At 63.5% G+C, this 24,979-nt stretch carries 30 protein-coding genes and 1 riboswitch; of the genes, 11 read left to right on the top strand and 19 right to left on the bottom strand.

The window, feature by feature from the left end; translation table 11 throughout:
• Positions 1-10: 10 nt before the first annotated feature.
• A riboswitch (glycine riboswitch) is annotated at positions 11-129 on the bottom strand.
• Positions 130-334: 205 nt separating this feature from the next.
• Genes J2W94_RS13395 through J2W94_RS13385 form a run of 3 tightly spaced genes read left to right on the top strand, consistent with a single transcriptional unit; the run spans position 335 to position 2,807 of the window.
• The gene (locus J2W94_RS13395) at positions 335-1,111 is read left to right on the top strand and encodes a hypothetical protein (RefSeq protein WP_310094299.1); all 777 of its coding nucleotides are present in this window, start codon (positions 335-337) and stop codon (positions 1,109-1,111) included.
• The gene (locus J2W94_RS13390) at positions 1,108-2,352 is read left to right on the top strand and encodes a multidrug effflux MFS transporter (RefSeq protein ID WP_310094296.1); all 1,245 of its coding nucleotides are present in this window, start codon (positions 1,108-1,110) and stop codon (positions 2,350-2,352) included. The genes J2W94_RS13395 and J2W94_RS13390 overlap by 4 nt, the downstream gene beginning before the upstream one ends.
• Positions 2,353-2,411: 59 nt before the next feature.
• A complete protein-coding gene (locus J2W94_RS13385) occupies positions 2,412-2,807 on the top strand; it encodes a hypothetical protein (RefSeq protein ID WP_310094293.1) in 396 nt (131 codons plus the stop codon).
• A gap of 81 nt (positions 2,808-2,888) precedes the next feature.
• Here the strand turns inward: J2W94_RS13385 and J2W94_RS13380 are convergent, their stop codons facing one another.
• The 8 genes from J2W94_RS13380 to J2W94_RS13345 all read right to left on the bottom strand — a co-directional run bounded on the left by J2W94_RS13380 (position 2,889) and on the right by J2W94_RS13345 (position 10,659).
• Positions 2,889-4,484 (bottom strand): trypsin-like serine peptidase, encoded by a 1,596-nt coding sequence (locus J2W94_RS13380; protein WP_310094290.1) that lies wholly within the window; start codon positions 4,482-4,484, stop codon positions 2,889-2,891.
• 132 nt (positions 4,485-4,616) lie between these two features.
• Entirely contained in the window at positions 4,617-6,605 is a 1,989-nt protein-coding gene (locus tag J2W94_RS13375) for a M2 family metallopeptidase (RefSeq protein ID WP_310094287.1), read from the bottom strand.
• A gap of 59 nt (positions 6,606-6,664) precedes the next feature.
• Positions 6,665-7,342 (bottom strand): YrbL family protein, encoded by a 678-nt coding sequence (locus J2W94_RS13370; protein ID WP_310094284.1) that lies wholly within the window; start codon positions 7,340-7,342, stop codon positions 6,665-6,667.
• Positions 7,343-7,565: 223 nt separating this feature from the next.
• Positions 7,566-8,096 carry a hypothetical protein gene (locus tag J2W94_RS13365; RefSeq protein ID WP_310094281.1) on the bottom strand — a complete coding sequence of 177 codons (531 nt, stop codon included), beginning with the start codon at positions 8,094-8,096 and terminating at the stop codon, positions 7,566-7,568.
• A 43-nt stretch (positions 8,097-8,139) separates the two neighbouring features.
• Complete coding sequence (minE, locus tag J2W94_RS13360) at positions 8,140-8,394, bottom strand: cell division topological specificity factor MinE (RefSeq protein WP_310094278.1); 255 nt, start codon at positions 8,392-8,394, stop codon at positions 8,140-8,142.
• A gap of 2 nt (positions 8,395-8,396) precedes the next feature.
• The gene (gene minD / locus J2W94_RS13355; protein ID WP_310094276.1) at positions 8,397-9,206 is read right to left on the bottom strand and encodes a septum site-determining protein MinD; all 810 of its coding nucleotides are present in this window, start codon (positions 9,204-9,206) and stop codon (positions 8,397-8,399) included.
• A gap of 75 nt (positions 9,207-9,281) precedes the next feature.
• Complete coding sequence (gene minC, locus J2W94_RS13350; RefSeq protein WP_310094879.1) at positions 9,282-10,049, bottom strand: septum site-determining protein MinC; 768 nt, start codon at positions 10,047-10,049, stop codon at positions 9,282-9,284.
• Positions 10,050-10,065: 16 nt separating this feature from the next.
• Complete coding sequence (locus J2W94_RS13345) at positions 10,066-10,659, bottom strand: GNAT family N-acetyltransferase (RefSeq protein ID WP_310094273.1); 594 nt, start codon at positions 10,657-10,659, stop codon at positions 10,066-10,068.
• A 146-nt stretch (positions 10,660-10,805) separates the two neighbouring features.
• Here J2W94_RS13345 and J2W94_RS13340 point away from each other — a divergent pair, with 146 nt between their 5' ends.
• From J2W94_RS13340 to J2W94_RS13320, 5 genes are all read left to right on the top strand, one after another.
• Complete coding sequence (locus J2W94_RS13340; RefSeq protein WP_310094270.1) at positions 10,806-12,035, top strand: sensor histidine kinase; 1,230 nt, start codon at positions 10,806-10,808, stop codon at positions 12,033-12,035.
• A complete protein-coding gene (locus tag J2W94_RS13335) occupies positions 12,032-12,673 on the top strand; it encodes a response regulator transcription factor (protein WP_310094267.1) in 642 nt (213 codons plus the stop codon). Before J2W94_RS13340 ends, J2W94_RS13335 begins: the two co-directional genes overlap by 4 nt.
• 200 nt (positions 12,674-12,873) lie before the next feature.
• The gene (locus J2W94_RS13330) at positions 12,874-14,037 is read left to right on the top strand and encodes a polyketide cyclase (protein ID WP_310094265.1); all 1,164 of its coding nucleotides are present in this window, start codon (positions 12,874-12,876) and stop codon (positions 14,035-14,037) included.
• Positions 14,038-14,129: 92 nt separating this feature from the next.
• Positions 14,130-14,549, top strand: a complete 420-nt coding sequence (locus J2W94_RS13325; protein WP_310094262.1) for a DUF423 domain-containing protein — start codon at positions 14,130-14,132, stop codon at positions 14,547-14,549.
• Positions 14,550-14,559: 10 nt separating this feature from the next.
• Positions 14,560-15,234, top strand: coding sequence for a DNA-3-methyladenine glycosylase family protein (locus tag J2W94_RS13320; protein WP_310094260.1), 675 nt, complete (start codon positions 14,560-14,562; stop codon positions 15,232-15,234).
• Between the two features lie 7 nt (positions 15,235-15,241).
• Here the strand turns inward: J2W94_RS13320 and J2W94_RS13315 are convergent, their stop codons facing one another.
• From J2W94_RS13315 to J2W94_RS13285, 7 genes are all read right to left on the bottom strand, one after another.
• Positions 15,242-16,279 carry an NADP-dependent oxidoreductase gene (locus tag J2W94_RS13315; protein WP_310094257.1) on the bottom strand — a complete coding sequence of 346 codons (1,038 nt, stop codon included), beginning with the start codon at positions 16,277-16,279 and terminating at the stop codon, positions 15,242-15,244.
• 78 nt (positions 16,280-16,357) lie between these two features.
• Positions 16,358-17,155, bottom strand: coding sequence for a M15 family metallopeptidase (locus J2W94_RS13310; protein ID WP_310094254.1), 798 nt, complete (start codon positions 17,153-17,155; stop codon positions 16,358-16,360).
• A 9-nt stretch (positions 17,156-17,164) separates the two neighbouring features.
• Entirely contained in the window at positions 17,165-17,761 is a 597-nt protein-coding gene (locus J2W94_RS13305; protein WP_310094251.1) for a PH domain-containing protein, read from the bottom strand.
• Between the two features lie 8 nt (positions 17,762-17,769).
• The gene (locus J2W94_RS13300) at positions 17,770-17,892 is read right to left on the bottom strand and encodes a hypothetical protein (protein WP_310094248.1); all 123 of its coding nucleotides are present in this window, start codon (positions 17,890-17,892) and stop codon (positions 17,770-17,772) included.
• 26 nt (positions 17,893-17,918) lie between these two features.
• Positions 17,919-18,101, bottom strand: coding sequence for a DUF4177 domain-containing protein (locus tag J2W94_RS13295; RefSeq protein WP_310094244.1), 183 nt, complete (start codon positions 18,099-18,101; stop codon positions 17,919-17,921).
• On the bottom strand, positions 18,098-18,280 hold the full coding sequence (locus J2W94_RS13290) for an Arc family DNA binding domain-containing protein (RefSeq protein ID WP_310094241.1): 183 nt from the start codon (positions 18,278-18,280) through the stop codon (positions 18,098-18,100). Before J2W94_RS13290 ends, J2W94_RS13295 begins: the two co-directional genes overlap by 4 nt.
• A 21-nt stretch (positions 18,281-18,301) precedes the next feature.
• The gene (locus tag J2W94_RS13285; protein ID WP_310094239.1) at positions 18,302-19,177 is read right to left on the bottom strand and encodes an SPFH domain-containing protein; all 876 of its coding nucleotides are present in this window, start codon (positions 19,175-19,177) and stop codon (positions 18,302-18,304) included.
• Positions 19,178-19,294: 117 nt separating this feature from the next.
• Between J2W94_RS13285 and purT the strand changes: the two genes are divergently transcribed.
• Positions 19,295-20,494, top strand: a complete 1,200-nt coding sequence (gene purT, locus J2W94_RS13280) for a formate-dependent phosphoribosylglycinamide formyltransferase (RefSeq protein ID WP_310094236.1) — start codon at positions 19,295-19,297, stop codon at positions 20,492-20,494.
• A gap of 14 nt (positions 20,495-20,508) precedes the next feature.
• Positions 20,509-20,805 carry a hypothetical protein gene (locus J2W94_RS13275; protein WP_310094233.1) on the top strand — a complete coding sequence of 99 codons (297 nt, stop codon included), beginning with the start codon at positions 20,509-20,511 and terminating at the stop codon, positions 20,803-20,805.
• A 227-nt stretch (positions 20,806-21,032) separates the two neighbouring features.
• Here J2W94_RS13275 and J2W94_RS13270 read toward each other — a convergent pair whose 3' ends face one another.
• The 4 genes from J2W94_RS13270 to J2W94_RS13255 form a co-directional block, all read right to left on the bottom strand.
• Complete coding sequence (locus tag J2W94_RS13270) at positions 21,033-22,244, bottom strand: endonuclease/exonuclease/phosphatase family protein (protein ID WP_310094231.1); 1,212 nt, start codon at positions 22,242-22,244, stop codon at positions 21,033-21,035.
• A 109-nt stretch (positions 22,245-22,353) separates the two neighbouring features.
• Positions 22,354-22,758 (bottom strand): hypothetical protein, encoded by a 405-nt coding sequence (locus tag J2W94_RS13265; protein ID WP_310094228.1) that lies wholly within the window; start codon positions 22,756-22,758, stop codon positions 22,354-22,356.
• Between the two features lie 121 nt (positions 22,759-22,879).
• Complete coding sequence (locus J2W94_RS13260) at positions 22,880-23,611, bottom strand: arginyltransferase (protein WP_310094225.1); 732 nt, start codon at positions 23,609-23,611, stop codon at positions 22,880-22,882.
• A gap of 3 nt (positions 23,612-23,614) precedes the next feature.
• Entirely contained in the window at positions 23,615-24,202 is a 588-nt protein-coding gene (locus tag J2W94_RS13255; protein WP_310094222.1) for a phosphatase PAP2 family protein, read from the bottom strand.
• Between the two features lie 144 nt (positions 24,203-24,346).
• On the opposite strand from J2W94_RS13255, the gene J2W94_RS13250 reads away from it, so the two are divergent.
• The gene (locus J2W94_RS13250) at positions 24,347-24,940 is read left to right on the top strand and encodes an EF-hand domain-containing protein (RefSeq protein WP_310094220.1); all 594 of its coding nucleotides are present in this window, start codon (positions 24,347-24,349) and stop codon (positions 24,938-24,940) included.
• Positions 24,941-24,979: the final 39 nt, after the last annotated feature.

Genomic DNA, 24,979 nt, shown 5'->3' with positions numbered 1-24,979 from the left:
GCCGCACGTGGGGCGCCCCTCTGTCCTTCTGCCTGAGAGTTTGGAAGCGACGACGGCGACTGCCGTTTTCCGTCCTGCTTCTTGCCCCTTCGGCGCCGGCATTCTGCCGATCTCTCCAGAGTGTGTGCACGCGGCGGTCACTGGCCTGAGCGATTACGGGCGTTGCGCCTTCGGCAGCGGACCCTGCCGGTTCCAGGCCGGTCCGCTTCTCCCACTGCGTACTGCGAGGGAATTATAGCCTTTGACTCAGCGAGATAGGCACGGAGAGGGCGCAAATCCGGCCAGATGCAGGGGATTGGCTTAAAATGAACAGCCGAAACCATAGCGACACGACATGACCCAGCCGGTCGAGCCCCGCCATACGCCCCACATTGACCTTGTCGAGGCGCCGAACGCGACGACAGCAGCGGCGGAGGCCCCTGCCGCATCTGGATCTTCGATCGTCGTGCGTTTACTGGAGGTACTCAAGCGCGAACCGGTGCTGTTCGTGACCATCGCCTACGTTTTCGTCTCGATCCTCGGCCTGTGGTCGAGCTATTGGTTCTTCCGCGGGTTCAACATTCCGATCCTCCAGTATTTGCAGAGCAGCGATTTCTTCGTTGCCGGATTGCGTCGCCCTGGGCTCTTCCTGCTCCTGGGAATAAGCCTGCTAGGACTGTGGTTGAGCGCATGGCCGATGCGGTGGACGGAGCGCAATGTCGAACGTGCCGCCGAATACAGGCGCAAGTACTGGTGGGGGAAGTTCTTCTTTCCGGATAGTCGGAGCTGGCTCAGTTTCTGGGGCGTTCGCAGCGACACCATGCTGCTGGGGGGCTTCCTGCTGCTGGCGGTCCATCTGGTGTATTCGCATAGCGCGACTTCGGCGGCCGCGATCCTGAAGGGCAAGGATAAGGGCCACCTTGTGAGGGTTCGCCTTTCCACCGGCGAAACCCTGTCGGCGGAGACAACATTGCTGGGAACCACCAGTGCGTTCGTCTTCCTATGGACGCCCGCATCGAACCAGGTGGAAATAGTGCCGATCGAGTCGATATCCAGGATCGAATCGATCGACACGCCTTCGCCGCCATCGACACTTCAACGGCCGGCGTCCGCGACAAAGGTTCCGCAGTGAAATCCAGCGTTTCAACCCGCCGCCTCACCTGGCTGCTCGCCGGCCTGTCCATGCTCGGCCCGTTCTGCATCGACACCATCTTTCCCGCATTCCTGCAGATGGGCGCGCAGCTCGATGCGGGGCCGCTGGCGATCCAGCAGACCATCAGCGTCTACCTGATCGCCTATGCGGCCATGAGCATCGTGCATGGGCCGCTATCCGATGCGATCGGCAGGCGCTCGGTGATCGTCGGGGGAATGGTGGTCTTCACCCTGGCCTCGGTCGGCTGCGCATTGGCCAAGGACCTGCCGACGTTGCTGATGTTCCGCGCCATGCAGGGCCTGTCCGCGGGTGCGGGGCAAATCGTGGGACGCGCCGCGATCCGCGATCTCTTCCACGGCGACGATGCGCAACGGTTGATGAGTCAGGTATCGATGCTGTTCGGCATCGCACCAGCGATTGCGCCCATCGTCGGAGGCTGGATACTGGGTTGGGGGCAGTGGCCGGTGATCTTCTGGTTCCTGACCGCGTTTTCGGCGGTGCTCCTGCTGGCCACCTGGTTCTGGTTCCCGGAAACCAATCCCGCTTCCGCGCGCGCGCCCTTCGTCGCGCGTCATCTGGTGCGCGACTACGCGGCGATCTTCCTTAATCCGCGTTTCCAGCGGCTGGCCGCGGCCGGCGCGTTCAACTTCGCCGGCATGTTCCTGTACATCGCCTCGGCGCCGGTGTTCGTGATGCAGCATCTGCACCTGGGCGAACGCGATTTCGCCTGGCTGTTCATCCCGACCATCGGCGGCATGGTGGTGGGTTCCTACCTGTCCGGCCGCGCCGCCGGACGCATGGATGGCGACCGGCTGACCGCGATCGGTTTCGCTGTGGGCGGCATCGGCGCGCTGTTGCACATCGCCTACAGCGCTTTCGCCGATCCGTTCACCATCCCGTGGGCGGTGCTGCCGCTGTTTCTGACCGGGGTGGGCGTGGCGCTGGTGTTCCCCATCCTGACCCTGGCCATCCTCGACATGTACCCGCGCCACCGCGGCTCTTCTTCCTCTCTGCAGGCCTTCACCAGCCTGGTGGTGGCGGCCCTGGTGTCCGGCGCGATGTCGCCCTGGCTCAGCCACAACCCCTTCCACCTGGCGCTGGGCAGTGCCTCGTTGACCTTGCTCGGCTGGATCTTCTGGCGTTGGGAGCGCAATGTCTGCAAGCGGCTGCCGGCGTGCCCGCAGGAGATCGTCGCGGTAGAGCCTCCCAACCAGCTTTGACATGCCGTCCGCAGCACTCGCCGCCGCCGTATTCCCACTCATTCCCCGCAAGCGAATCCATGTCAATCAACTCCAAAGTCAGGCGCGAGGCGAAGAAGCGCAACACCGCCAAGGCGCGCATCGGCGGCAAGCCGACCGCGACTCCGATCGAGCCGCACGCCGAGCTGCGCGACCAGGAAGGGCGACTGCTGGCCGGCATAGTGCGCCGCGACGGCGAATGGGTGTTGGGCATGGGCGGGCAGATCGCCGGTGGCTCGGAAAGCGCGGCGCAGGTGCTGGCGATGATCAAGCGCGCCGCGATGTTGCATGAAAGCAAGGGCACACCGGTGCGCCTGAAATATTCGGATGCGTTGAAGGAGGCGGCCAACAGCGAGGTCGCGGCGCAGGGGATTACTTTCGAGCAGTTCCAGGAACAACTGGAAAAGGATATGGCGAACAAGTCGGCACCGAAGTAGCGGGATAGCCGCTTGCCTCTCGAATAAAAACAAGCCGGCAATGCCGGTTTGTTCTTTGCATGCGATCCGCTGCTTCGGCTATCAGGGTTCGAGTGGCCCCACACGCCAGACGCGAATGAGCGAATTTCGGGTCGGCGGACGTGCCGTTTTGGCCGGTGCGGGCGAAGACGTCACCGCGGACGCAGCGCCCGCACGCGGCGGTATCAGCGGTTGCGAGCCGTTGGCGCGCAACAGGGGGCCTGGAACAGGGGCGAGGTAGCTTGCTATATGCGGGAAAACCAAATCGAATCGGGAGTAATAGTCACGGTTGCCTGCGTTCTCGAGCGAGCCGGTATTGGCGCAGGACGCGCTTCCTCCGAGCAAACCGCCACGCAGGTGGTAGCCGGTGGCATCGGCGGTGAACAGGCCCGAACCACTGCTCCCGCCCTCGGTGGTGCCGCTGAGCCAGGCGACTTCGTTCTGATCCGCATCACGCGACAACTGCTGGCCCGACGAGACTTTCTTGACGTCGCCACTTGGGTGATGGATGCCGATGATACTGCTTGAGGTAGGAAGCAGGGCGTAATCCCAGCCGGCGAATTCCGAGCCGGCTGGCGGAGTGGCCTTCAGCCTAAGCAACATGCCATCGGTGTTGGGGTCGGAGTAAAGATAATCGGAGCCGCCGGCAAGCGTTTGTCGGCCTGGGTTCACGCTGGTGGTGCAGGCAGTGGTCTCGTATTTCCAGTAGGTGGTCAGCGTATTGGCCACAGCCTGGAAACCGGACGGGTACGCAGTGACTGGAACGCCACCTTCTCCTCCAGCGAAGCAGTGGTGCGCAGTATAGAAATAAGGGACTTGCGTCTGCGTATTCGTATCGGCCAGCAGCGTCCCGCTGCAGATGAACGAAGCACCATTGGGATAGGTGAAGCTCATGTGCGCCACGGCGTTTTTTGCGCTGACGTAGTTGGCGCCGAACTCCGCCACGCGGCAGACCGTGTTCACATTGCAGGCGCCGGACTCGCCGAATCCGGCTTTCTCGATGATCTTGGCGTCGTTTAGGCTGTTGACGAGCAGATGCGAAAGCAGCGGGGTCTGCAAGCGTACGCTGGTGCGCGAAACACCGGCAGGCAGGTAGATCTCGATGAATTGTTTTTCACCATCGGTATCCGGCGTCCAGAAGATTCCGCGGGAATCGACCAACTGCAAGACGTTGCTGCCGGTCATCATCGCTATCACCTGGTAGGGATTGGAAGAGCCGCCGAAACGCAGTTCCGCTTGCGGACTCAGCGCACTCACCTGCAAACCCACGCGCAAGCCCAGTGCGACTGGAGACATGACTTCGATGCGTGCTACATATCCGCCATCCCTAGACTTGATCCAACGCAATGGCGGCAGCGTGCTGATCGCGCCCTCGTCAAGGGCGGCTCGGGCGATGCCGCTTTGCGCCGGTTTCATTTGGCGAGTGGCATTGTACTGTTGCACTTTCAGGATGCGTTCGGCCGCGATTTCCCGATAGCTCAGGCGCGAAACCTGATTCGAGGGAAACCCCTCGCTACGCCAGTGGAGCGGCAAGCTGGCGGCAGTAACCTTGTTTGGCTCGCTCGGCACGCTGGTAGCCGCAATGGCAGAGTGCAGGCCGAAGGTGATGAGGGAGCACAGCACGCCTGCGACGACGGCCGGCCGGAGATTCGACTTCATGAACAGGCTTCTTTCTGCAGGAATATTCATGGCGGAATATACCAGTAGGCCCCAACCAAAACTAAGCAGCTGCAATCTGCAACAAGAAGGCCGGCTAGCGCCGGCCTTCGTTCTCGTGCATTCGCTAAAAACTCAGCCCTGTTGTCCGGCGGACGGCTTTGGCGCGGCCGATGCGGCAGCCGGCGCCGGCCAACCGCAGGTCTTGCCCTCGTTCTGCTGCTTCAGCCAGGTTTGCAGCGGTCCGAAATATTCCAGCACCGCGCCGGCATCGGCCTTGTCGCTGCCGGTCAGCTCCTTCAGTGTGGCCTGCCATGGCTGGCTGGAGCCCTTTTCCAGCATCGCCCAGAACTTCTGTCCAGCCACCTTGTTGCCGTAGAAGGTGCAGTCGTACAGCGGACCCTTGTAGCCCGACGCGTCGCACAGGCCCTTGTAGAACTGGAACTGCAGGATATGCGAGAGGAAATAACGGGTGTACGGGGTATTGCCCGGCACGTGGTACTTGGCGCCCGGATCGAAGAAATCCTCGCCGCGCGGCGTCGCCGGGCCTACGCCCTGGTACTTGGCCTTCAGTTCCCACCAGGCCTGGTTGTAATGGTCGGGCTTGATGGAACCGTCGAACACGCCCCAGCGCCAGCGATCGATCATCAGGCCGAACGGCAGGAACGACACTTTCGCCAATGCCATGCGCATCTGCGAATTGATCAACGCCTCGTTGCCCTGCTGCGGCGTGCCCACCATGCCGATCGAGTTGAGGTACTTGGGCGTCATCGCCAGCACCATGGTGTCGCCGATGGCTTCATGGAAGCCGTCGTTGGCGCCGCCCTGGAATAGCGGCGGCTGTTTGTTGTAGGCCAAGTCGTAATAAATGTGGCCGAGTTCGTGGTAGATGGTGGTGAAGTCTTCCTCGTTGGGCTTGATGCACATCTTGGTGCGCACGTCGCCGGCCATGTTCATGTCCCAGGCGCTGGCATGGCAAACCACGTCGCGGTCGAGCGGCTTGATGAACTGGGTCTTGCTCCAGTAACTCTCAGGCAGCTTGGGCATGCCGAGCGAGGTATAGAAGTCTTGGGCCCGTTCGGTCATCTGCTTGGCCACGTCCAGTTGCGCGGCGCGTTCGGCGGCGAACAGCTTTTCGGTGCTCGGAGCGGCGCCGGCCTTGGCCAGTTCGCGCGCGTAGTCGGCCTGGTATTCCTTCTCCAGCGCACTGGTGATGTCCAGGTTGCCGACGCCCTTGTAGGGCTCCAGCATGTCCCACAGATTGCCCCAGTCCTGCTGCCACATATTGCCCAACAGGTGCGCGGGCAGCAGGCCGTTGACCTGGCCTTTGTCGTTGCCGTATTGCGCTTCCAGCTTGGTGCGCGTGTAGCAGTGCAGCTGTTCGTACAGCGGCTTGACCTGTCCCCACAGGCGGTCGGTTTCGGCGGCGATTTCGACCGGGGTCATGTCGTAGCCGCTGCGCCACATCTCGCCGGTATCGGCGAAGCCCATTTCTTTGGCGCCTTCATTGACCAGTTCGGCGAAGCGCGTGTAGTCCTTGCGCATCGGTTGGGCGATGGTGTGCCAGCCCTGCCAAGCGTCCAATTGCTTGTCGTAGTCGCGGCTGCTGCGCAACACGTCTTCCAGTTCGCCCAGCTGCCGGCACTGCTTGGCGGCGCCTTCCCCGGTGCAATAACTGCCGGAGCCGTACATGCCTTCCATCTTGGTCGCGATCTGGGTCAGCTCGGCGAGCTTGGCCGGATCCTTGGGCGCAGGCATGGCCGTCATCAGTTTCAGCAACTGGATGGCGCGCGCGGTGTCCGGACTCATCTTCTGGCCTTCGAACTTCCTGGCCTGTTCGATCCAGCCGTTGAGCTGGGTCAGATAGCGCTCGTTGGCCTTGGCCGCCAGCATCTGGCTGTCGTCGTTGATATAGGTGGAAGACAGCCACTGCGCCGAGTTGATCTCCGGATAGAACTTGCGGTATTCGTCGTTCACCCGGGCGATGAACTCGTCGGCCGTTTCTCCTTTGGCCGCGGCGGGCGCCGCGGTCGTGACCGGTTCGGCGGGTTCTTTCTTGCAGGCGGAAAGCGAAATCGCGCTGGCGCCGACGGCGAGCGCGAGCAGGAGGTGGCGTTGCTTCACAGGAAGTCCTTGGCGGCGGCGACGGGCGCTGGAACGGGAAGGCTAGTGAAGCGGGGGAGTTACTGCAAGTTCGCCCCGTCCTGCAGCGCAGCGCGAATGCGCTCGCGCAGGCGCTGAGCGCGGCGCGCCACCTTGCGCTGCATCAGGCGCCTGGACCAGCGCGAAAACGGCAGGATTTCCTTGCCGCTCACTACGGACTTGGCGTCGATGCAGATCAGTTCGACCCGATCGGCGCACGGGACGACGACGAAATTGCCGGCATTGAGGTCGAACAAAGGGACGTCGTTGTCCAGCAGCCAGGCTTCGAAGGCGTCCACCGCGGCGCACAGTCTTGAGGCTGGGTAGCGAGGGTCCACGAACAGATGATGGTAAAGACTGCGCGCGGGGCTGCCGTCTTCGAGCAGCACGCAATCGCAACGCAATGCGGTGCCCTGCGGCATGTCGACCAAGCCGTGGCAGGCCGCAAGCCGTCCTTCAGTGCCAGCTCCCAGGCGCGCTCGCAGCTCGCGATAGGCGCTGAGCTCCGTCTGGTTCTCGCCCAGGCGGGAGAAATGACGCGCCAGCCAGCGGCGCGCCCTTTGTCGCGCGCCTACTCGTGTGCGTTCCGCGGACGGCAGTTCGAACTTCAAGCAGTACGCAGGGTCGCGGGGATCGCGGGCGCACAAGCGGTTGGCGCCACGCGAAATGATCTCCAGGCCTTGCCAGATATTTTTGCGGGGGTGCGTCGAGGGAGGCATGGCGTGATTCTGCCCGACAAAGCGTCATCCAAGGGCCGCGATAAGTCGTCTGCGTAAAAAAATGAATCGTCATCCCCGCGAAGGCGGGGATCCAGGGACATTGCTCTTGCTCTTTAATGGTCTGCTAAGCGACATGTTCCAGCCGGCTGCCATACGGCCGTTCGTACCAAGCGGAAAACGAAAGTCGCTGGGTCTCCGCCTTCGCGGGGATGACGAACCGGTTTTACGTCGCGCCCGCCGACCCGGCGATGTCGACTCGTGTTTGAGCGGGCAGCAAGCCATGTTGCGACAACCATGCCTGCGCATCCTCAGCGTCCTTTTCGAACCACGCTTTTGTCGATCCCAGACGGAACGAATAGCCCCACGCATCCATGTCGGCCATCAATCTTTCGCTTCCGACGCCTGGTAGATCGTCGGCAAGCACGATCTGCAGGTAGCAGGTGGCGTCTTCCTCGATATCGGAATCGCTGGCGTCGGTATGCACACTCTCGCGGCGTTCGGGCGGCAACACGATGAGGTGGCAGGCTTCGTGCAGCAGGGAATGCACTGGCGTGTCGCCGCGCGCGTAGACGGTGCTGCCGATCACCCCGGCCTCGGGGTCGCCCCAGAAGCTGCCGGGGATGGGGAGCCCATCCTCGACGCGGCGCAAGCGCAGTCCGTGATCGGCGAGCAGGGCAACGAGGTCTTCCAGCGGCAGGTCGTCGACCCGCAACACTTCGGGAAGAGGGGCGGCGCTGGCGATAGCGGAAGACATGTCGACTACGCGGGAGCGCCCAGGGGACGCAACCGCAAGGAACTCAGGCGCTGCCTTCCTGCAACGACACAGAGATATCCAGCACGTCGTGTTCGCCTTCTTTGATCAGTTTCACGTTGACCGCATCGGCATCCACGTTGACGTACTTCTTGATCACTTCCAGCAGTTCGCGCTGCAGCATCGGCAAATAATCCGGCCCGCCTCGGGTAGTGCGTTCCTGCGCCACGATGATGCGCAGGCGGTCCCTGGCGATCGAGGCGGTTTCTTTCTTCGGCTTGAGGAAATCGAACAGTCCCATGCTCAACCTCCGAACAGCTTGTTGAAGAAACCCTTCTTCTCCACGGTGGTGAAGCGCAGCGGACGTTCTTCGCCCAACAGCCTGCCCACGGCGTCGTCGTAGGCCTGGCCGGCTTGGGACTCCAGTTCCAGGATGACCGGTTCGCCCTTGTTGGAGGCGTTGAGCACATCGCCCGATTCGGGGATCACGCCGATCGTCTTCAGACCCAGCACTTCCTCGACGTCCTTGATGCTCAGCATCTCGCCGCCTTCCACGCGCGAGGGGCTGTAGCGGGTCAGCAGCAGATAGGGCTTGAGCGTTTCGCCGTTTTCGGCCTTGCGGGTCTTGGAATCCAGCAGGCCCAGGATGCGGTCGGAGTCGCGCACGCTGGAGACTTCGGGGTTCACCACGACCACCGCCGTATCGGCGAAATACATGGCCAGGTAGGCGCCTTTCTCGATGCCGGCCGGCGAATCGCAGACCACGTAGTCGAAGCCGTCGGCTTCCAGATCCTTCAATACTTTTTCCACGCCTTCCTTGGTCAGCGCGTCCTTGTCGCGGGTCTGCGAGGCGGCGAGGATGAACAGCGTATCGAAGCGCTTGTCCTTGATCAGCGCCTGCTTCAGCGTGGCTTCGCCATGGGTGACGTTGACGAAGTCGTACACCACGCGACGCTCGCAGCCCATGATCAGGTCAAGGTTGCGCAGGCCGACGTCGAAGTCGATGACCGCGACCTTCTTGCCGCGACGCGCCAGACCGCAGGCGATACTGGCGCTGGTGGTGGTCTTGCCAACGCCGCCCTTGCCGGAAGTGACAACGATAATTTCAGCCAATGGTGTATCTCCTGCTTGTACGTTCGGGGGAATGCTTGTTCAGCGGGTCGGTCTGCGTCTGAGCGCGGAGCGAGGTCACTGGGCGGCAATCATGAGTTGATCTTTTTCTAGCCACACTTGCACGGGTTTGCCGCGCAGTTCCTTGGGTACGTCTTCCAGCACTTTGTAGTGGCCGGCGATCGCCACGAGTTCGGCATGGAACTCGCGGCAGAAGATGCGCGCGTCGGTGTTGCCCTGCGCTCCGGCCAGCGCGCGGCCGCGCAAGGTGCCGTAGATGTGGATGGAACCGTCGGAAATGACTTCGGCGCCCGCGCCGACCGTGCTGAGCACGGTGAGGTCGCGGTTTTCCGCGTACAGCTGCTGGCCGGAACGCACCGGCGTTTTTTGCACCAGCCCGGGACTGGTAGTGTTGGCGGCAGGCGCTTTCTCGGCTTTCGCTGGAGCGGCCTCGGCGCTTTCCCGGCGCGCAGGCGGCGCGGCGGATGCGGCGGCTCCGACAGGTTCGTATTGCGCGCGGAACTTGGCCAGCAGCGGCAATCCCAGCTGTTCGGCCAGCTGCTCGGTTTCGCGCGTGCCGTAGGAAAGGCCGACCGGCAGCACGCCCGCTCCGCGCAATCCCTCCAACAATGCCTTGGCGGTGGCGACGTCGGGCATTTGCGCCAGCCCGCCGAAATCGATGATGACCGGGGCGCGTCCGAACAGTTTGGGCGCGCGGTCGACGCGCTCGCGCATTTCGCGCGACAGCTGGGCCACGTCCAAGGTGCGCACGCGCAGGTTGGCGATGCCGACCTGGCCGATCTTGAGTTCGCCGGCCTGTTCGTAATCCAGGTTCGCCGAGGTCATGCTCATGAGATCGCGCTCATGTTCCGGTGGACCTTTCCGCCGCCGCCGCGATCAGGCGGCTACGCGCCCAGGGCAGGTCGGGCAGCGCATCGCCGTAGGTCTCGCGCACCCAGGCATAGCTGCACAGCTCCTTCATCAGCATGCTGGCGCGCACGCCGGCATCGGGCATCTGGGTCTGGCCGACTTCCTTGAAACCGAAGCTGCCATGGAACAACAGGGCCGGGTCGGCGCCGTGGTCCAGGAATACCTCGCAGGCCAGCTGCGGGTACCTCAACTCGGCGTAACTCTGCACGTCGGCATAGAACGCACGGCCAACGCCACCGCCGCGGCGGCGGCTGGCCACCACGATGCGGTCGATGTAGAAGAACTTCGGATAGCGTTCGCGGAACCAGGCGAAATTGCTGCTGTCGTGGTCGGAATCGGCCCCGAAACCGACCAGGAAGCCAGCCAGGTTGCCGTCGCGCTCGGCGACGCGAAAATACTCGGCCTGCTCATGGAAACGGTGCAGCCTGGCCGAATCCAGCGGCAGGATCGCCAGTCCGGCGTTGTTGTTCAGGGCTAGGACGGAATCCAGCTCGTGCTCGCGCACGTCGCGGATGACAATCGACATTCAGCTCGCTCCGGGGAGATGGTACGGGTGGCCGCGAGCCACCGGCCCGGATTATCGCATGCGCGGCAAGGCGCGGGGCGACTGTGAGACCGCAGGCATGACTTTCGGTCAGGGTGGGCGCCGGGCAATCGGCCTAAGATGGATGGATGTTGAATCGCCTCAGCCACACCCGTCTCCTGCGTGCAGCCGGTCTGTACACCTGGGCGCTGGTGGGTATCCCGATCATCCTGAACATTTGGTTCCTGCCGCCTTCGCGTGGCGTGGACGAGACGGCCGGGCTGGGCGTCAACGTGCCGATGACGGTCGTTTCCTATCTCGCTTTCGGGCTCTGCTACTGGCTGGCCACCCGTTCGCTGGGTTCCCGCGACGCCGTGGCTTCGACCCGCGGCAATTTCGTCCTGCTGCTGGTGCTGACGACCGCGGCGGTGGCCGTGGGCTATTTCACCCAGACCGGGCTGAGCGCGATGCTGCTGCTGGTCATGGCGGGCGTGCTGCCCTGGATACTCAGCCTGCGGGCGGCGGTGGCGTGGTTGCTGATGGCCCATATCCCGCTGGTGCCGTCGTTCATGGCACGCGACGATTTCAGCTTCTGGGATGCGCTGTTCCAGTCGACTTTTTACGTGGGATTCTCAGCCTTCGTGCTGGTCACCGCGTACGTGGCGCGTCAGCAGGCGCAGGCGCGGGACGAACAGCGCCGGCTCAATGCGGAACTGCGCGCCACCCGCATGCTGCTGGCCGAAAGCGCCCGGGTCAACGAACGCACCCGTATTTCCCGCGAGCTGCATGACTTGCTGGGCCACCACCTGACCGCGCTCAGCCTGAACCTGGAAGTCGCCGGCCATATGACCGAAGGCCGCGCCCTGGAGCACGTCAAGCAAGCCCACACCCTGGCCAAGCTGCTGCTGACCGACGTGCGCGAGGTGGTCAGCCAGCTGCGCGAGGGCGATGCCATCGACCTGGGAGGCGCGCTGCTGTTGCTGACCGAACGGGTGCCGGCGCTGGCGATCCACATGAATATCGAAGAGCCGCTGACCCTGGACGATGCCGAACGGGCCCATGTGCTGCTGCGTTGCACCCAGGAGATCATCACCAACGCCGTACGCCATGCCGGAGCGCGCAACCTCTGGATCCATTGCCGGCGCGACGGCGGCCAGATCGTCATCGATGCCCATGACGACGGGCACGGCGCCGAAGTGGTGATCGCCGGCAACGGTCTGCGCGGCATGCGCGAACGCCTGCGCCAGCATGGTGGCAACATGACCATCGAATCCCGCTTGGGTGGCGGCTTCCGCCTATGCCTGCAACTTCCCGTTGATACGACAGAACCCCTTGCCCTGGAGCTTCGCCCAGAGCCCCTTACCGGAGGTACCGCATGATCCGTGTTTGCCTGGTCGACGACCAAACTTTGGTGAGAGAGGGCATCCGTTCGCTGCTGGGGTTGGACGACGGCATCGAGGTGGTGGCCGAAGCCGCTGACGGCCGCCAGGCCGTGGAGCTGATACCGCAGGTCAAGCCCGACGTGGTGCTGATGGACATGCGCATGCCGGTGATGTCCGGACTGGAAGCGTTGCAGGCCCTGGCCGCCACGAACCAGCTGCCCCCGGCGATCATCCTGACTACGTTCGACGACGATCAATTGGTCTTGGCAGGGCTCAAGGCGGGGGCCAAGGGCTATCTGCTGAAGGATGTCTCGCTGGAACAACTGGTGGGCGCGATCCGGACCGTGGCTTCTGGCGGTTCGTTGGTGCAGCCGGCCGTGACCCAGCGTCTGCTGTCGGGTCTGGAGCACATGCGCAACGATTTCGTCAGCCTGGACCGTCCCGATCCGCTGACCGACCGGGAAACCGAGATCCTGCGCCTGATGGCCAGCGGCTTCTCCAACAAGGAGATCGCCAATTCGCTGGGTGTGGCGGAGGGTACGATCAAGAACCACGTCTCCAATATCCTGTCCAAGCTGGGCGTACGCGATCGCACCCGCGCCGTGCTCAAGGCATTCGAACTTCAGCTGGTCTGAACGGGAAAGCGGGCAAGATCGGATGGGCTGCGCCGGTTCGGCCGCTATTTTTGCTTAAGCGGCCAGCCGGTGAAGATTCCGTTGCGTTGCGGCGCAGCGCCCGCCGATGCACCAACAGGCTGACCGAATCCGCCAAGCCTGCTAGGATGCGCCCTGCACCTATTTCACTGGCCAAGGGATCGGCCCCCGGAGACTGCTGAATGACCCGTTTGCTCGAGTTCCTGATTGCACTGGCGCTTGTCCTAGCGCTGTTCCTGGTGGTCGGCCTGGTGCTGCCTTCCAAGCGTCACTTGGTGGAAAGCACCGAGACCAACCGACGCATGACTATCGTGTTCGACACTATCAACAACGTCCGCCGGCTCAAGGACTGGAACCTGCTGATGCCCAGCAAGGTTTCCGAGCTCACCTACACCGGCGGCGGCGAAGGCCACACCGGCGTCGGCGCGCGCGTCGACTTCAACTCGGCCGACAAGCGCTGGGGCAAGGGCCACTGGGAAATCACCGAGAGTGAAGCCCCGGCCGGTACCGGCGGCGGAAAGGTGGCGTACGCCATCGACGACCGCACGCCCGGCGGCGACAAAAAGACCGTGTTTACCCTGGCGCCGACCGGCAAGAACGGCCGCAACGTCAAGGTCACCCAGGCCTACGACGTCAACTACGGCTGGAACCTGTTCGGCCGTTTCAACGGCATGTATGTCAGCCGTCACGTAGGCGATTCGGTCAAGGCCAGCTTGTCCAAGCTGACCAATATGCTGGCCACGGTGCCCAACTTCGACTATCGCATCGAAGGTTCCAAGCTGACCGGCCTGAAGATCGCCGAGGTGCCCGCCGAAGACCTGCTGGTGGTCAAGGCCGGCAACATCGACCGCAACAACGACCTGATCAAGGCTTCGATCAAGGCGAATCAGGAGTGGATCAAGCGCGTGATGGAATCCAACGGTCTTGAGGCCGCTGGCCCGGTGCGCATCATCACCACCGATTTCGGCACCGAAAAATACGCCTTCGACGTGGCCCAGCCGGTCCGCAAGCGCAGCGGCGCCGCGCCCAAGCCGGCCAGCGGCGACAAGGCCAAGCCTGAGCCGCCGATCACGCCGCCGGCCACGTCGGTTGCATCGACCGGTCCGCTGAAGGTTTCGGTCTCCGGTACACCGGTCGAGTACGTGCATGTCGAGGCGCACAAAGCCGCTTCCGCTAATTACACCGGCTATATGGCTGAACTGGACGCCGTGCGTAATTCGCTGCGTGCCTGGGCGATGACCAATGGATATGAAGTGGCCGATCGCCCCTACGAGTCCTGGAAGGGTGGTGTGGATCAGGCGTTCACCGCCGAAGGCGCATTCGACGTCTATTGGGCGATCAAGTAACAGCAAGCGATAAACGTGCCGCGGACTCCGGTCCGCGCGCGGTTTGGAGGTAACGCGCCGCTTCTGCGGCGCGTTGCATTTCGGAACTGGAGATGCTCCCGCCACCGGCCAGGACGCCGCTTCCCGAAGAGGCCGCTGCTTTGTTGAATTACGACCGTCGCCAACGCAAACCCTCTTTGCTCGCCTTTTCCGGCGCCTTGTTCGCGGCGCTTGCCGTCGCCCTCGGCGCGTACGCGGCCCACGGCGTCGCCGACGCGCACGCGCAATCCAATTTGCAGACTGCCGCGTTATACGCATTCGGCCACGGCATTGCCCTAGCCGCACTTACGGCGGGTACGTCCAGGTCGCTGGGACGCGTCGGCCTGTACTTTTTGCTGATAGGCACGCTGCTGTTTTCGGGCAGTCTGGTCTTGGGAGTGCTCGCGCAAATCAGCACCAAGCTGGCGCCGGTAGGAGGCATTGTGCTGATGCTCGGCTGGCTGCTGTGGGCTCTCGACGCCGTCCGTCGCTGAGTCTGCCTGGATGCCGCGCCACGCCCGGGGTTTCGATACCGAAGAGGCCTTCGATTATCTGGGCAAACGCGATCGCAAACTGAGTGCGTGGATGAAGCGCATCGGCTATCTCGAACCGCAGGCTAGCTGGCGCAAGCCGTTCGATCCGGTCGACGCCCTGGCTCGCGCGATTCTGTACCAACAGCTCAGCGGCAAGGCGGCAGCGACCATCGTGGGTCGCGTGGAGGCCGCGATCGGCAGCACCCGGCTGCATTTCGACACGCTGGGGCGCATCGACGACGCGACCTTGCGCGCCTGCGGGGTCTCCGGCAACAAGAGCCTGGCGTTGCGCGATCTGGCGGCCCGCGAGGCCAACGGCGAAATCCCCAATCTGCGGCAGATGTCGACGATGCATCAGGACGATATCGTCGCCGCCTTGGTGCCGGTGCGCGGTATCGGCCGCTGGACCGTGGAAATGATGCTGATGTTCCGCCTGGGCCGTCCCGATGTGCTGCCGGTGGACGATCTGGGCATCCGCAAGGGCGCCCAGCGCGTCGACAAACTGGAAGCCATGCCGACGCCCAAGGAGTTGCTGACGCGCGGCGAGCGCTGGGGACCTTATCGCAGTTATGCGAGCCAGTACCTGTGGCGCATCGCCGATTTCGCTGCCGAAGCGAAGACGCCGACGAAGCGCTCGCAGGACTAGCGTTCCGCTAGTCGGATGCTACCTGCAACACCAGCTTGCCGAAGTTCTCGCCGGTGAACAGCTTCACCAGCGATTCCGGGAAAGTCTCCAGACCGACCACCACGTCTTCTCGCGACTTCATGCGGCCGTCTTTCAGGTAACCGGCCAGCTCGGCGATGGCGATCGGGTAGCGATCCGCATAATCGAACACCACGATGCCTTCCATGCGTGCGCGATTGACCAGCAGCGACAGATAATTTTTCGGCCCCTGCACGCCGGTGGCGCTGTTGTACTGGGAAACCGCCCCGCAGACGATGATGCGCGCTTTGCGGCGCAGGCGCGCCAGCACGTGGTCCAGGATCTCGCCGCCGACGTTGTCGAAGTAGATGTCGATACCGTCGGGGCAGTGCGTTTTCAGGCCGGCTCGCACGTCCTCGTTCTTGTAGTCGATGCAGGCGTCGAAGCCCATTTCGTTCACCACGAAGTCGCACTTGGCCTTGCCGCCGGCGATGCCGACCACGCGGCAGCCCTTGATCTTGGCCAACTGGCCCACGGTCTGGCCGACAGCGCCAGAAGCGCCCGAGACCACGACCACATCGCCTTCCTTCGGCTGTCCCACCTCCATCAGGCCGAAGTAGCCGGTCATGCCCGGCATGCCCAGCACGTTGAGCCATTGGGTGATGGTTCCCATACGCAGGTCGATCTTGCTGATGGCATGACGCTTGATTTCGGCAGGCGCGAATTGACGGTACTCCTGTACGCCCAGCCCGCCCGTTACCAGATCGCCGACCGCGAAGTTACCGTGCTTCGAAGCGATCACCTTGCCGATTCCACCGGCGCGCATCACCTCGCCGATCTCCACCGGCGCGATGTACGATTTGCCTTCGTTCATCCAGCCGCGCATCGCCGGATCCAGCGATAGCGAAAGCGTCTTCACCAGCACGCCGTCTTCGACCGGCTCGGTCACCGCTTCGGTGGTGAATTGCCAGTTCTCGCGTGTGGTCATGCCGACCGGGCGATTGGCGAGTCGGATCTGGTGGTTCTGCAAGGGGACGAGAGTGGTCATATGGATTCCGTAGGTCGGGGCTACGCCCCCGACTGGATTGGCGTTGAATGAAAAACGCGTCGGGGGCGTAGCCCCGACCTACCTTGCGTAGTACCAGTGCCAGGGTTCGTAGACGATGCCGTGGGGATTGTCGCGTGGATAGCTCATGAGGAAACCGAAAGCCTCGGCATTCGCTGTCAGCCAAGCGAACGCAGCCGTGTTCTCGAACGATTCCTCGGCGGGCGCTTCGCCGGGCGTGCCGATATCCAGCGCATTGCCGCTGTGGTGCTCGCTGTAGCCGGGTGCGGCGTTCACGGTGAGGATCTGTTCGACGGTCTGTCCGCGGGCGAGCTTGCGTTCGAAAATGCCCAGCTGATAGTGGTGGCTGCGATAACCGGAGATGGCTTCCAGCACGACTCCTTCGCTTCCGGCTATACGCCGCATGCCTTCCCACGCCCGTGCTGCGTGGGCGGTGAGCCATAGCGGGCGCCGGTAACGGTCGAATCCTGCGAAGGCGAGGGCGACGGGCTCCGGCACCAGTCCAAGTCCGACCTTCTCGCCATAGCTTTCGTCCAGACCCAGAGAGTCCAGGCGCTCTATCAGCTGCTCCAACGGCAGCTCGCCCGAGGCATCGATGTCGAAGCCGCGATCCGTGCGCAGACTGTCGAGCGCGTCGAGCGCGGCTTCGATGCCGGGCTCATGCGCCCAGCGCGGCGACAGCGACAGCATCCCTTCCGGTAGCGCAGCAGCCAGATAACGGCCGTCTCGCTTGCGCCGCAAGACACGCCCGGCCCGCGAAAGTACCCGCGCATCGGCATTGCTGCGCGCACGCAGCAGACCGCCGGGCCAGAGTTCCACGTCCGGGGTATTGATCAGTATTCGGGGTTGGCCGCGCATCAGCGCAGCTTAGCGGCGCGGCGGGGTTGTCGCCAGTTCGCGCAGACGGTTGAGCAGGGCATCGGGTTGTTGTGGCTGCAGCAGCAGGCCGACATCGTGGGCGGTGGGCAACCATAGCGCGCGGCGCTCTCCGGCGACCGCGACGAACGCTTTCTCGCGATTGCGCAGACGGAAGTGGCCGCTGTGAAAACCCGGCACCGAATAGCCGTTGGTCTTCAACCCCGGCTTGAACTCCGTGCGTTCATGCAGGTCGACCACACGCGCCTGATCGAGCCTCAGTTCCGACAACGGAACGATCCGCGAGTAGAAGCTGGTCTTTATTTGCAGTGAGTCGCCAGAAAGCGCCAGCCGATGCCGGCGCATGGCCCTGTCCAGCAACGCCCAGATGGCCGACATCAACAGCGACTCCGCGCCGATGATCGCCATGCCCACCATGACTGGCTCGCCGCCGGCGAAGTCCCAATGCGTGTCGCCGCTCTTGACCGCCAACAACGCGGCAGCGGTGACCAGGACAGGCAGCAATACGCAAAGGCCGAACATCCACAGACGGGGCTGGGTGCCGGGCGGAACCAGCTGCAGGCGCGGATCGAGCGGTTGCGTGCTCACGTTCGCGGTCACTGCGCGACCAGTAACGCGCCAATGCCGAGCAGCGCGGCCGAAGCAGCGACCAAGGTAAGCCGAAGCGCCCGGGAATTGCCGGGAAAACGGCGTTCGATCGGGTGCAGGAGATGCAGCATGGCGCGCTCCTTCGGTGGGCCGAAAACTATGCGGGTTTCTTCAGGAACAGGCGAACGGAGTCGGCGGCTTCGGACTGCACGGCCGAAACCAGTTCCCACCCCTGCAGCCCCAGCCGGCTCAGCTCTTCCTGCACGCGCTCGGTCATCGATCGTCCGAACAACTGCATCTTGATCTCGGCAACGTGGTAGTTCCAGCGCGTCGTACTCATGATTCGTCCTCCTGTTTCTCCCCGACGGCTTTCGGCAGCCGTCCCGCCTTGCGCAGGGCTTCGCGCAACACGTATTCGATCTGCGCGTTCAACGAGCGAAGGTCGTCATCGGCCCAACGCTGCGCCGCGTTCAGCACGTCGGCGCTGATGCGCAGGGGATAGGCTTTTTTCTCTGCCACGATCCGGTCCGGCCCGCCGGCTCAGTACAGGGTGCCGGCGTTGACGATGGGCTGCGAACCGCGCTCGCTGCACAGCACCACCAGCAGGTTGCTGACCATTTGCGCTTTACGCTCCTCGTCCAGCTGGACCACGCCTTTCTTCTGCAGTTCGTCCAGGGCCATTTCCACCATGCTGACCGCGCCGAAGACGATGCGGGTGCGTGCGGCGACCACGGCATTGGCCTGTTGCCGCTGCAACATGGCCTGGGCGATCTCCGGCGCATAAGCGAGGTGGCTGATGCGCGCATCCAGCACCTGCACGCCGGCGTCGGCCAGGCGATCCTGAAGTTCGTCGAGCAGGTGCTTGGAAACCTCCGCGGCGTGGCTGCGCAGGGCCAGTTGCCCGTCTTCGTGCTGGTCGTAGGGATAGCTGGTGGCCATGGTGCGCAGCGCCGACTCGGACTGGATATGCACGAAGCTTTCGTAGTCGTCCACGTTGTAGACCGCCTCGGCCGAATCCACCACCTGCCACACGATCACCGCGGCGATTTCGATGGGGCTGCCGTCCAACTCGTTGACCTTGAGCTTTCCGCTTTCGAAATTGCGCACGCGCTGGGAAACCTTCTTCTTGGAATAGAAGGGGTTGTTCCAGCGCAGGCCGTTGTCCTTGACCGTGCCGACGTACTTGCCGAACAGGCTCAGTACCGCGGCCTGGTTGGGCTGCACGGTGTACAGGCCGATCAGACTGAAAAAGGCGACGATGCCGATCAATACCGCGGTAATCAGCAACACTGCGTCGGGCGCGCCATCAGGGGCGCCCGTGCCCTTCATGAAAAGCCAGACGGCCAGGACAGCGACAACCAATACGCCCAGCAGGAAAGGCAGGCCGGGCAGGGAGCGGGTGGGATTTTCTTTCATGGTGGTTTCTCCGGGTTCGGCAAATTAGATATCAATTTGATATCAATAATCAACAGCCGTTCGTCGGCTGAGCGGGTCGGCCGCTAAAATGTCGGCCTCTCCCACTCCGGCCCGCCCATGACCACGCTCGGTACCCCGCTTTCTCCTTCCGCGACCCGGGTGCTGCTATTGGGTTCCGGCGAACTGGGCAAGGAAGTAGCGCTGGAATTGCAGCGCTTCGGCGTCGAAGTCATCGCCGCCGACCGTTACCCCAACGCCCCGGCCATGCAGGTGGCGCATCGCTCGCACGTGCTGGACATGCTGGATCCGGCGGCCTTGCGCGCGCTGATCGCGCTGGAGGAACCGCATCTGGTGGTGCCCGAAATCGAGGCCATCCATACCCAGACCCTGGTCGAACTGGAAACCGAGAGCGGGCTGCGTGCGGCTCCCATCCGTGTTGTGCCTACCGCCCGCGCCGCGCGCCTGACCATGGATCGTGAAGGCATCCGCAGGCTGGCTGCGGAAACCCTGGGGCTGCCGACTTCGCCCTACCGTTTCGTCGACACGCATGCGGATTACCGCGAGGCTGTGGCCGCCATCGGCCTGCCCTGCGTGGTCAAGCCGGTGATGTCGTCGTCAGGCAAGGGCCAGAGCACCCTGCGCACGGAATCCGACATCGATGCGGCCTGGGAGTACGCGCAGACCGGCGGCCGCGCCGGCGCGGGGCGGGTGATCGTGGAAGGCTTCGTCGACTTCGATTACGAGATCACCCTGCTGACTGTGCGCCATGCGGCCGGCACCGCATTCTGCGATCCGATCGGGCACTGGCAGAAGGACGGCGACTATCGCGAAAGCTGGCAGCCGCAACCGATGTCGCCGACGGCGCTGCAGCGTTCGCAGCGGATCGCGCAGACGATCACCGACGACCTGGGCGGCTGGGGATTGTTCGGCGTGGAGCTGTTCGTGAAAGGCGACGAAGTTTGGTTCAGCGAAGTGTCGCCGCGTCCGCACGATACCGGACTGGTTACCCTGGTTTCGCAGGACCTGAGCGAATTCGCGCTGCACGCACGTGCGATTCTCGGCCTTCCCATTCCTGCGATCCGTCAGCTCGGCGCGGCCGCGTCCTGCGCGATGCTGGCGCACGGCCATGGTGTGCCGGTGTTCTCCAACATTGAAGCCGCCTTGCAGGCGCCGGACTCCGCATTGCGTCTGTTCGGCAAGCCGAGGGTGGAAGGGCATCGCCGCGTCGGCGTCACCTTGGCGCGCGGTGAAACCGTCGATGCCGCACGTGCCGGCGCACGTGCGGCGTGTCAGGCGATCACGATCGAATTGATATAACGAGGAGAGCGACGATGAACGGAGGCGGTGGTTACGCGGTGTTCTTCTTCCCGCAAGCGCTGGAAGCACTGGGCGAGGCCATCAAGCCGTACCTGGTCGAAGGGCCGGCCGGCGCGCATGTGCTGTGCAAGGAAATAGACACCGCCGGAGCGCTGATCGAGATGACCCTGGAAGTGCATGCTGCCGACGGCAAAGCATCGCTGATAGAGCTCATGGTGCCGGGCAGCATGGTGCGCATGATCGTCTCGGCGCACAGCGATGGCATTTTCGGGTTCGGACCACGGAAGGCGGCACCGGTTGTGGGCAGCTGACGGTCGAGAGAGAAACGGAAATTCAAAAAAGCAGTCGTCATCCCAGCGAACGCTGGGATCCATTTTGACTTTGCGTGTGGGCGAACCAGTAGATAAAGATCAAGATGGATCCCAGCGTTCGCTGGGATGACCTCGGTTTTTTGAGTTTGGCGGCAGGCAAGACGAACGTTGCCGATTGCATGGGTTCGGCACGATGGCAGCTAAGCAAGCCCGGCTCTATATGGCAGTTATTCGAGAGAAAGATCGACCCATACCAGATGGTGATCGCTGCCGTCGGCGATCTTGGCGTCTTCGCTTGCCGTCGGCGGCCAGAACACTCCGCTTTCGATCAAGCCGAAGCCGGTGGACGGCAGCACATAGTCCAGCCGCATCGCGCCGGCCTTGGGGCCGAAATCTCCGGTGACGTGCGCGGGCGACCCGCGATGTTCGATGCCCTTCGCAGCGTAAGCGCGCGCCGCCTCGGCGCCGCCCTCGCTGCGCGGCGTGGCGTAGCGCATCACGCGCGGGTGTTCGAGCAGTTCGAGGATCGCCTCGTGCGAACCATCGCCATCGATCGGATCGTTGTTCAGATCGCCGGCGATCACGAAGCGCGCATCGTCGGCCAGACCGCCACAGCGGCCCTTGTCATCGCATAGCCAGGGCTTGTCGCCGGGCGAGATGTACTCCGACCACAGCCGGATCTCATCGTGGTTGCGCTTGCCGTTGCGGTCCTCGGGACCATCGAAGACCGGTGGAGTGGGATGCGATACCAGGAAGTGGGTCGCGCCTCCCGGCGTCTGCACCGGTACGTCCCAATGCGATTTGGAAGACAGCCGCAGTTGCTTCCAGACAGCGTCTGGGTAGAAAAACTTACGCGAGGCCGGATCGATCGGCCGTAGTGCGTTGGGCATCGCACTCCAGCGCAAGTGCTGGAACGTGCGCACGCGGGCCGCGTCGATCGGATATTTCGACAGCACCAACATGCCGTATTGGCCCGGATGCAGGCCATAGCCCCATGCGTCGTTGCCGCGCGCGCGGCCGTTGCCGCCGACTTCTCCGTCACCGTCCAAGTCCAGGCCGCTGGGAACGCCGGTATTGACGGGTGCGAGATAACGATAGGGATACTTCAGCGCTTCTCCACCGCTCGCTTGCGGAACTTCCAGGTAACGCTGCTGGAACAGGTCGGCGGCGCGGTGTGCCTGGTCGTAGTCGAACTCGTTCAATAGCACCAGGTCTGGACGCACCCGCTGCAGCACCGCCGCGATCTTGCGCGCATGCGCGCTGTCGCCCTCCAGCTCGCGGATCAGCCCGCCGTCTTCGTCCGAGTACAGCGAGGTGTTGTAGGTGGCGACACGGATCTTGTTTTCCGCTGCGTAAGCGGAAGGGTCTCCATGCACGTTGACGTGCACGCAGGCGGTGAGGTTGGGGAGCATGAGCAGGGCAACGAGGAGTCTGTGCATGCGCCGATTCTGACATGCGACTGTGCGTTGGCGATGACATAAGAAAAGCGCCCCGGTTTCCCGGGGCGCTTTCAGGTCTCAACGACGAGGCGAAGCCCGTCGAGCTTGGTTAGAACGTACAACCCATGGCGCCAAAGCTGGTCTTGGCCTGTTCCATGGCGGTCTTGCACTGGGTGGCCAGCGCGGTCTTGTCGGTGACGGTGGACCAACCGGACTGCGTCTGCTCGATGCCCTGCTTCATGGCGGCGCGTTGGGCTTCCGGCACCTTGTCGCTGATGCAGGCATAGACCTTCTCGAGGTAGGTGTCGCATTCCGGCACGCCGGTGCTGGCCGTGGCGGTATCGGCGACCGGAGCGGGCGCCGCCGGGGCAGCAGGTTCGGCGGCCGGGGCGGTAGCTTCGGCGGCAGGCGCCGTTTCGGCTGTGGGGGCTTCTTCGGCGGGTTTCTCGGCAGGCTTGCAGGCGGCCAAAGTCAGAGTGGCCGCGGCGACCAGAAAAAGTGCTTTTAATTTCATGCAAAACTCCATTTATTCAGATGGGAATGAACGAGGAAATCCACCTCGCTTACTCGCGGATCGGCAACTAACGGCCCAGCGAGCACGCGATGCTCTCACAAAAGCCGGATTGCTTATGTTTTCAATCGGTTAATTGCGAGCGATTCCAATTGCGGCCGTCGAAGGCTTCCAAGGGTTGGAAACGACGTTTGTAATCCATCTTGCTGTGGCCTTGTATCCAGTAGCCCAGGTACAGATGCCGGCGCGATTCGCGCTTGGCCCATTCCAACTGACGCAGGATCGCCAGCGTACCCAGGCTTCGCTTTTCCATATCCGGATCGAAGAAGGTATAGACGGCTGAAAAGGCGTCCGGGGTGATGTCGGTGACCGCGACCGCGATGAGCGTTCCATGTTCGCGCAGCTCCAGGAAGCGTCCTTGCGACCAGCTGCCCACCAGGAATTGTTCGAACTCCACTGCGCCGTGGTCGTCCATGCCGCCGTTGCGGTGGCGTGCGGCAAGGTAGCGGCGGTACAGCGTCAGATGCTCATCGGTGCGTTCGGCGGCCACGACCCGTGCTTCGACTTCGATATTGCGCGCCGCGCAGCGCCGCTGGCTGCGATCGGGCCGGAACTCCGTCACCGGAATGCGCACCGCCACGCAGGCGCGGCAGCCTTCGCAATGCGGCCGGTAGACCAGATCGCCCGAGCGGCGGAAGCCCCAACTCAGTGCGGTGGGATAGAAGGAAGCCAGGCGCGGATCGCGCGGATCCAGCACCAGATCGCGGGCGGTGCGGTCCTCCCAATAGCCGCAGGGATGTTCGCCCGTATGGAACAGACGTAGATCGTCGGCGGGTTGCTGCGGATCGTTGCCCATCGCTCAACCCGTCCCCGCGCCGACGGACATTGCGAAGGCAATGCCGGCGAGCGCGCCAATCAATGCGCCAGCGATAAGGTCGCGCGGCACGTGGCGTTGCAAGGCCAGGCGCGACCAGGCCACCGCGGCCGCGAAACACAATCCCGCAAGGCCTGCCCACCAGGGCGCATTGACCAGCAGCAGGAAGGCGGCGAACACGGCGAACGCCATATGCAGCGAAAGCTTGCACCAGCGGGAGGTCAGCATGGCGACGGCCACCATCGCCGCCGACAGGGCCAGTCCCAGCGTCAACTCCGCCGAAGGGCCGAGCCAGAAAGCCAACGCAGTGGAAACCAACAGCGCGACCAGGAGAAAGCGATTCAACGATCTGCGTTCGCGCCGGTCGCTGGCATCCACATGCGACCAGCGGCCCCGGCGTACCTGCCAGCCCGAGTAAGCCATCACTATTCCCGCGAACGCGGCGAATCCAAGCGCCATCCACAACGCGATCAGGTACTGCCCACGCGCCAGCGTCAACGCCAGGGCTGCCAACGGCAGCACCACCATCGGGTGTCCGGAGATGGAGACAGCGCGAGCGAGGGCGTGATTCATGAGAGCAGGATACTGCGGGGTGCGTATCGCGTGGGTTGCGACCGTCCGCAAAATGAATAGGAAGCCGAGGCGGTCAACGCGCTTAGGGCTGGGGCGTTAACCGTGGCAGTGGCGGAACCGCGCCACACCTTCCCGGAGATTCGCATGACCCGCAAGACCCTGCTCACCCTCGCCGTACTGACCGCGCTGGCCGCCGGCACCGCCTTCGCAGCCACCGCTCCCGCCCCCGGCGTTTCCGCAACAAGCGCACAGCCGGCTCCCCGCGCCAAGCTCGACAGCAACGGCGATGGCGTCGTGGACCGCGCCGAAGCGGCCAGTCATCCGCGCCTGGCCGGCAAGTTCGACGAACTGGACAAGAACAAGGACGGCAAGCTGACCAAGGATGAAATGCCGGCGCGGCATGGACGTGGCCATGACCATGACAAGCGTGGCCATGGTCCGCGCGAAGCGATGTCCAGGCTGGACACCGACAAGGACGGCCGTATAAGCCGTGCCGAAGCCACGGCCGCCGAAGGCAGGATGGCCTCGCGCTTCGAGCAGATGGATGCGAACAAGGACGGTTATGTCGATCGCGCCGACCATGAAATCCTCGCCAAGCAGCGTAAGGACGAATGGTTCGCCGCTGCCGACACCGACAAGGACGGCAAGTTGAGCCGTGCGGAAGTGGATGCAGCCAAGCCCGCCCACGGCAAGCATGGTGGTCCGCGTTCACCTACGCCTGCAGCCGATCGCAACTGACCAACAAGCAGGCGTCGCGATCTGGCGCTTTGCCTTTAT

Origin of the sequence: Pseudoxanthomonas sacheonensis, assembly GCF_031455975.1 — a bacterium.
In the GTDB taxonomy this organism is placed as follows: domain Bacteria; phylum Pseudomonadota; class Gammaproteobacteria; order Xanthomonadales; family Xanthomonadaceae; genus Pseudoxanthomonas_A; species Pseudoxanthomonas_A sacheonensis_A.
This window is presented reverse-complemented; position numbering and strand designations above follow the sequence as displayed.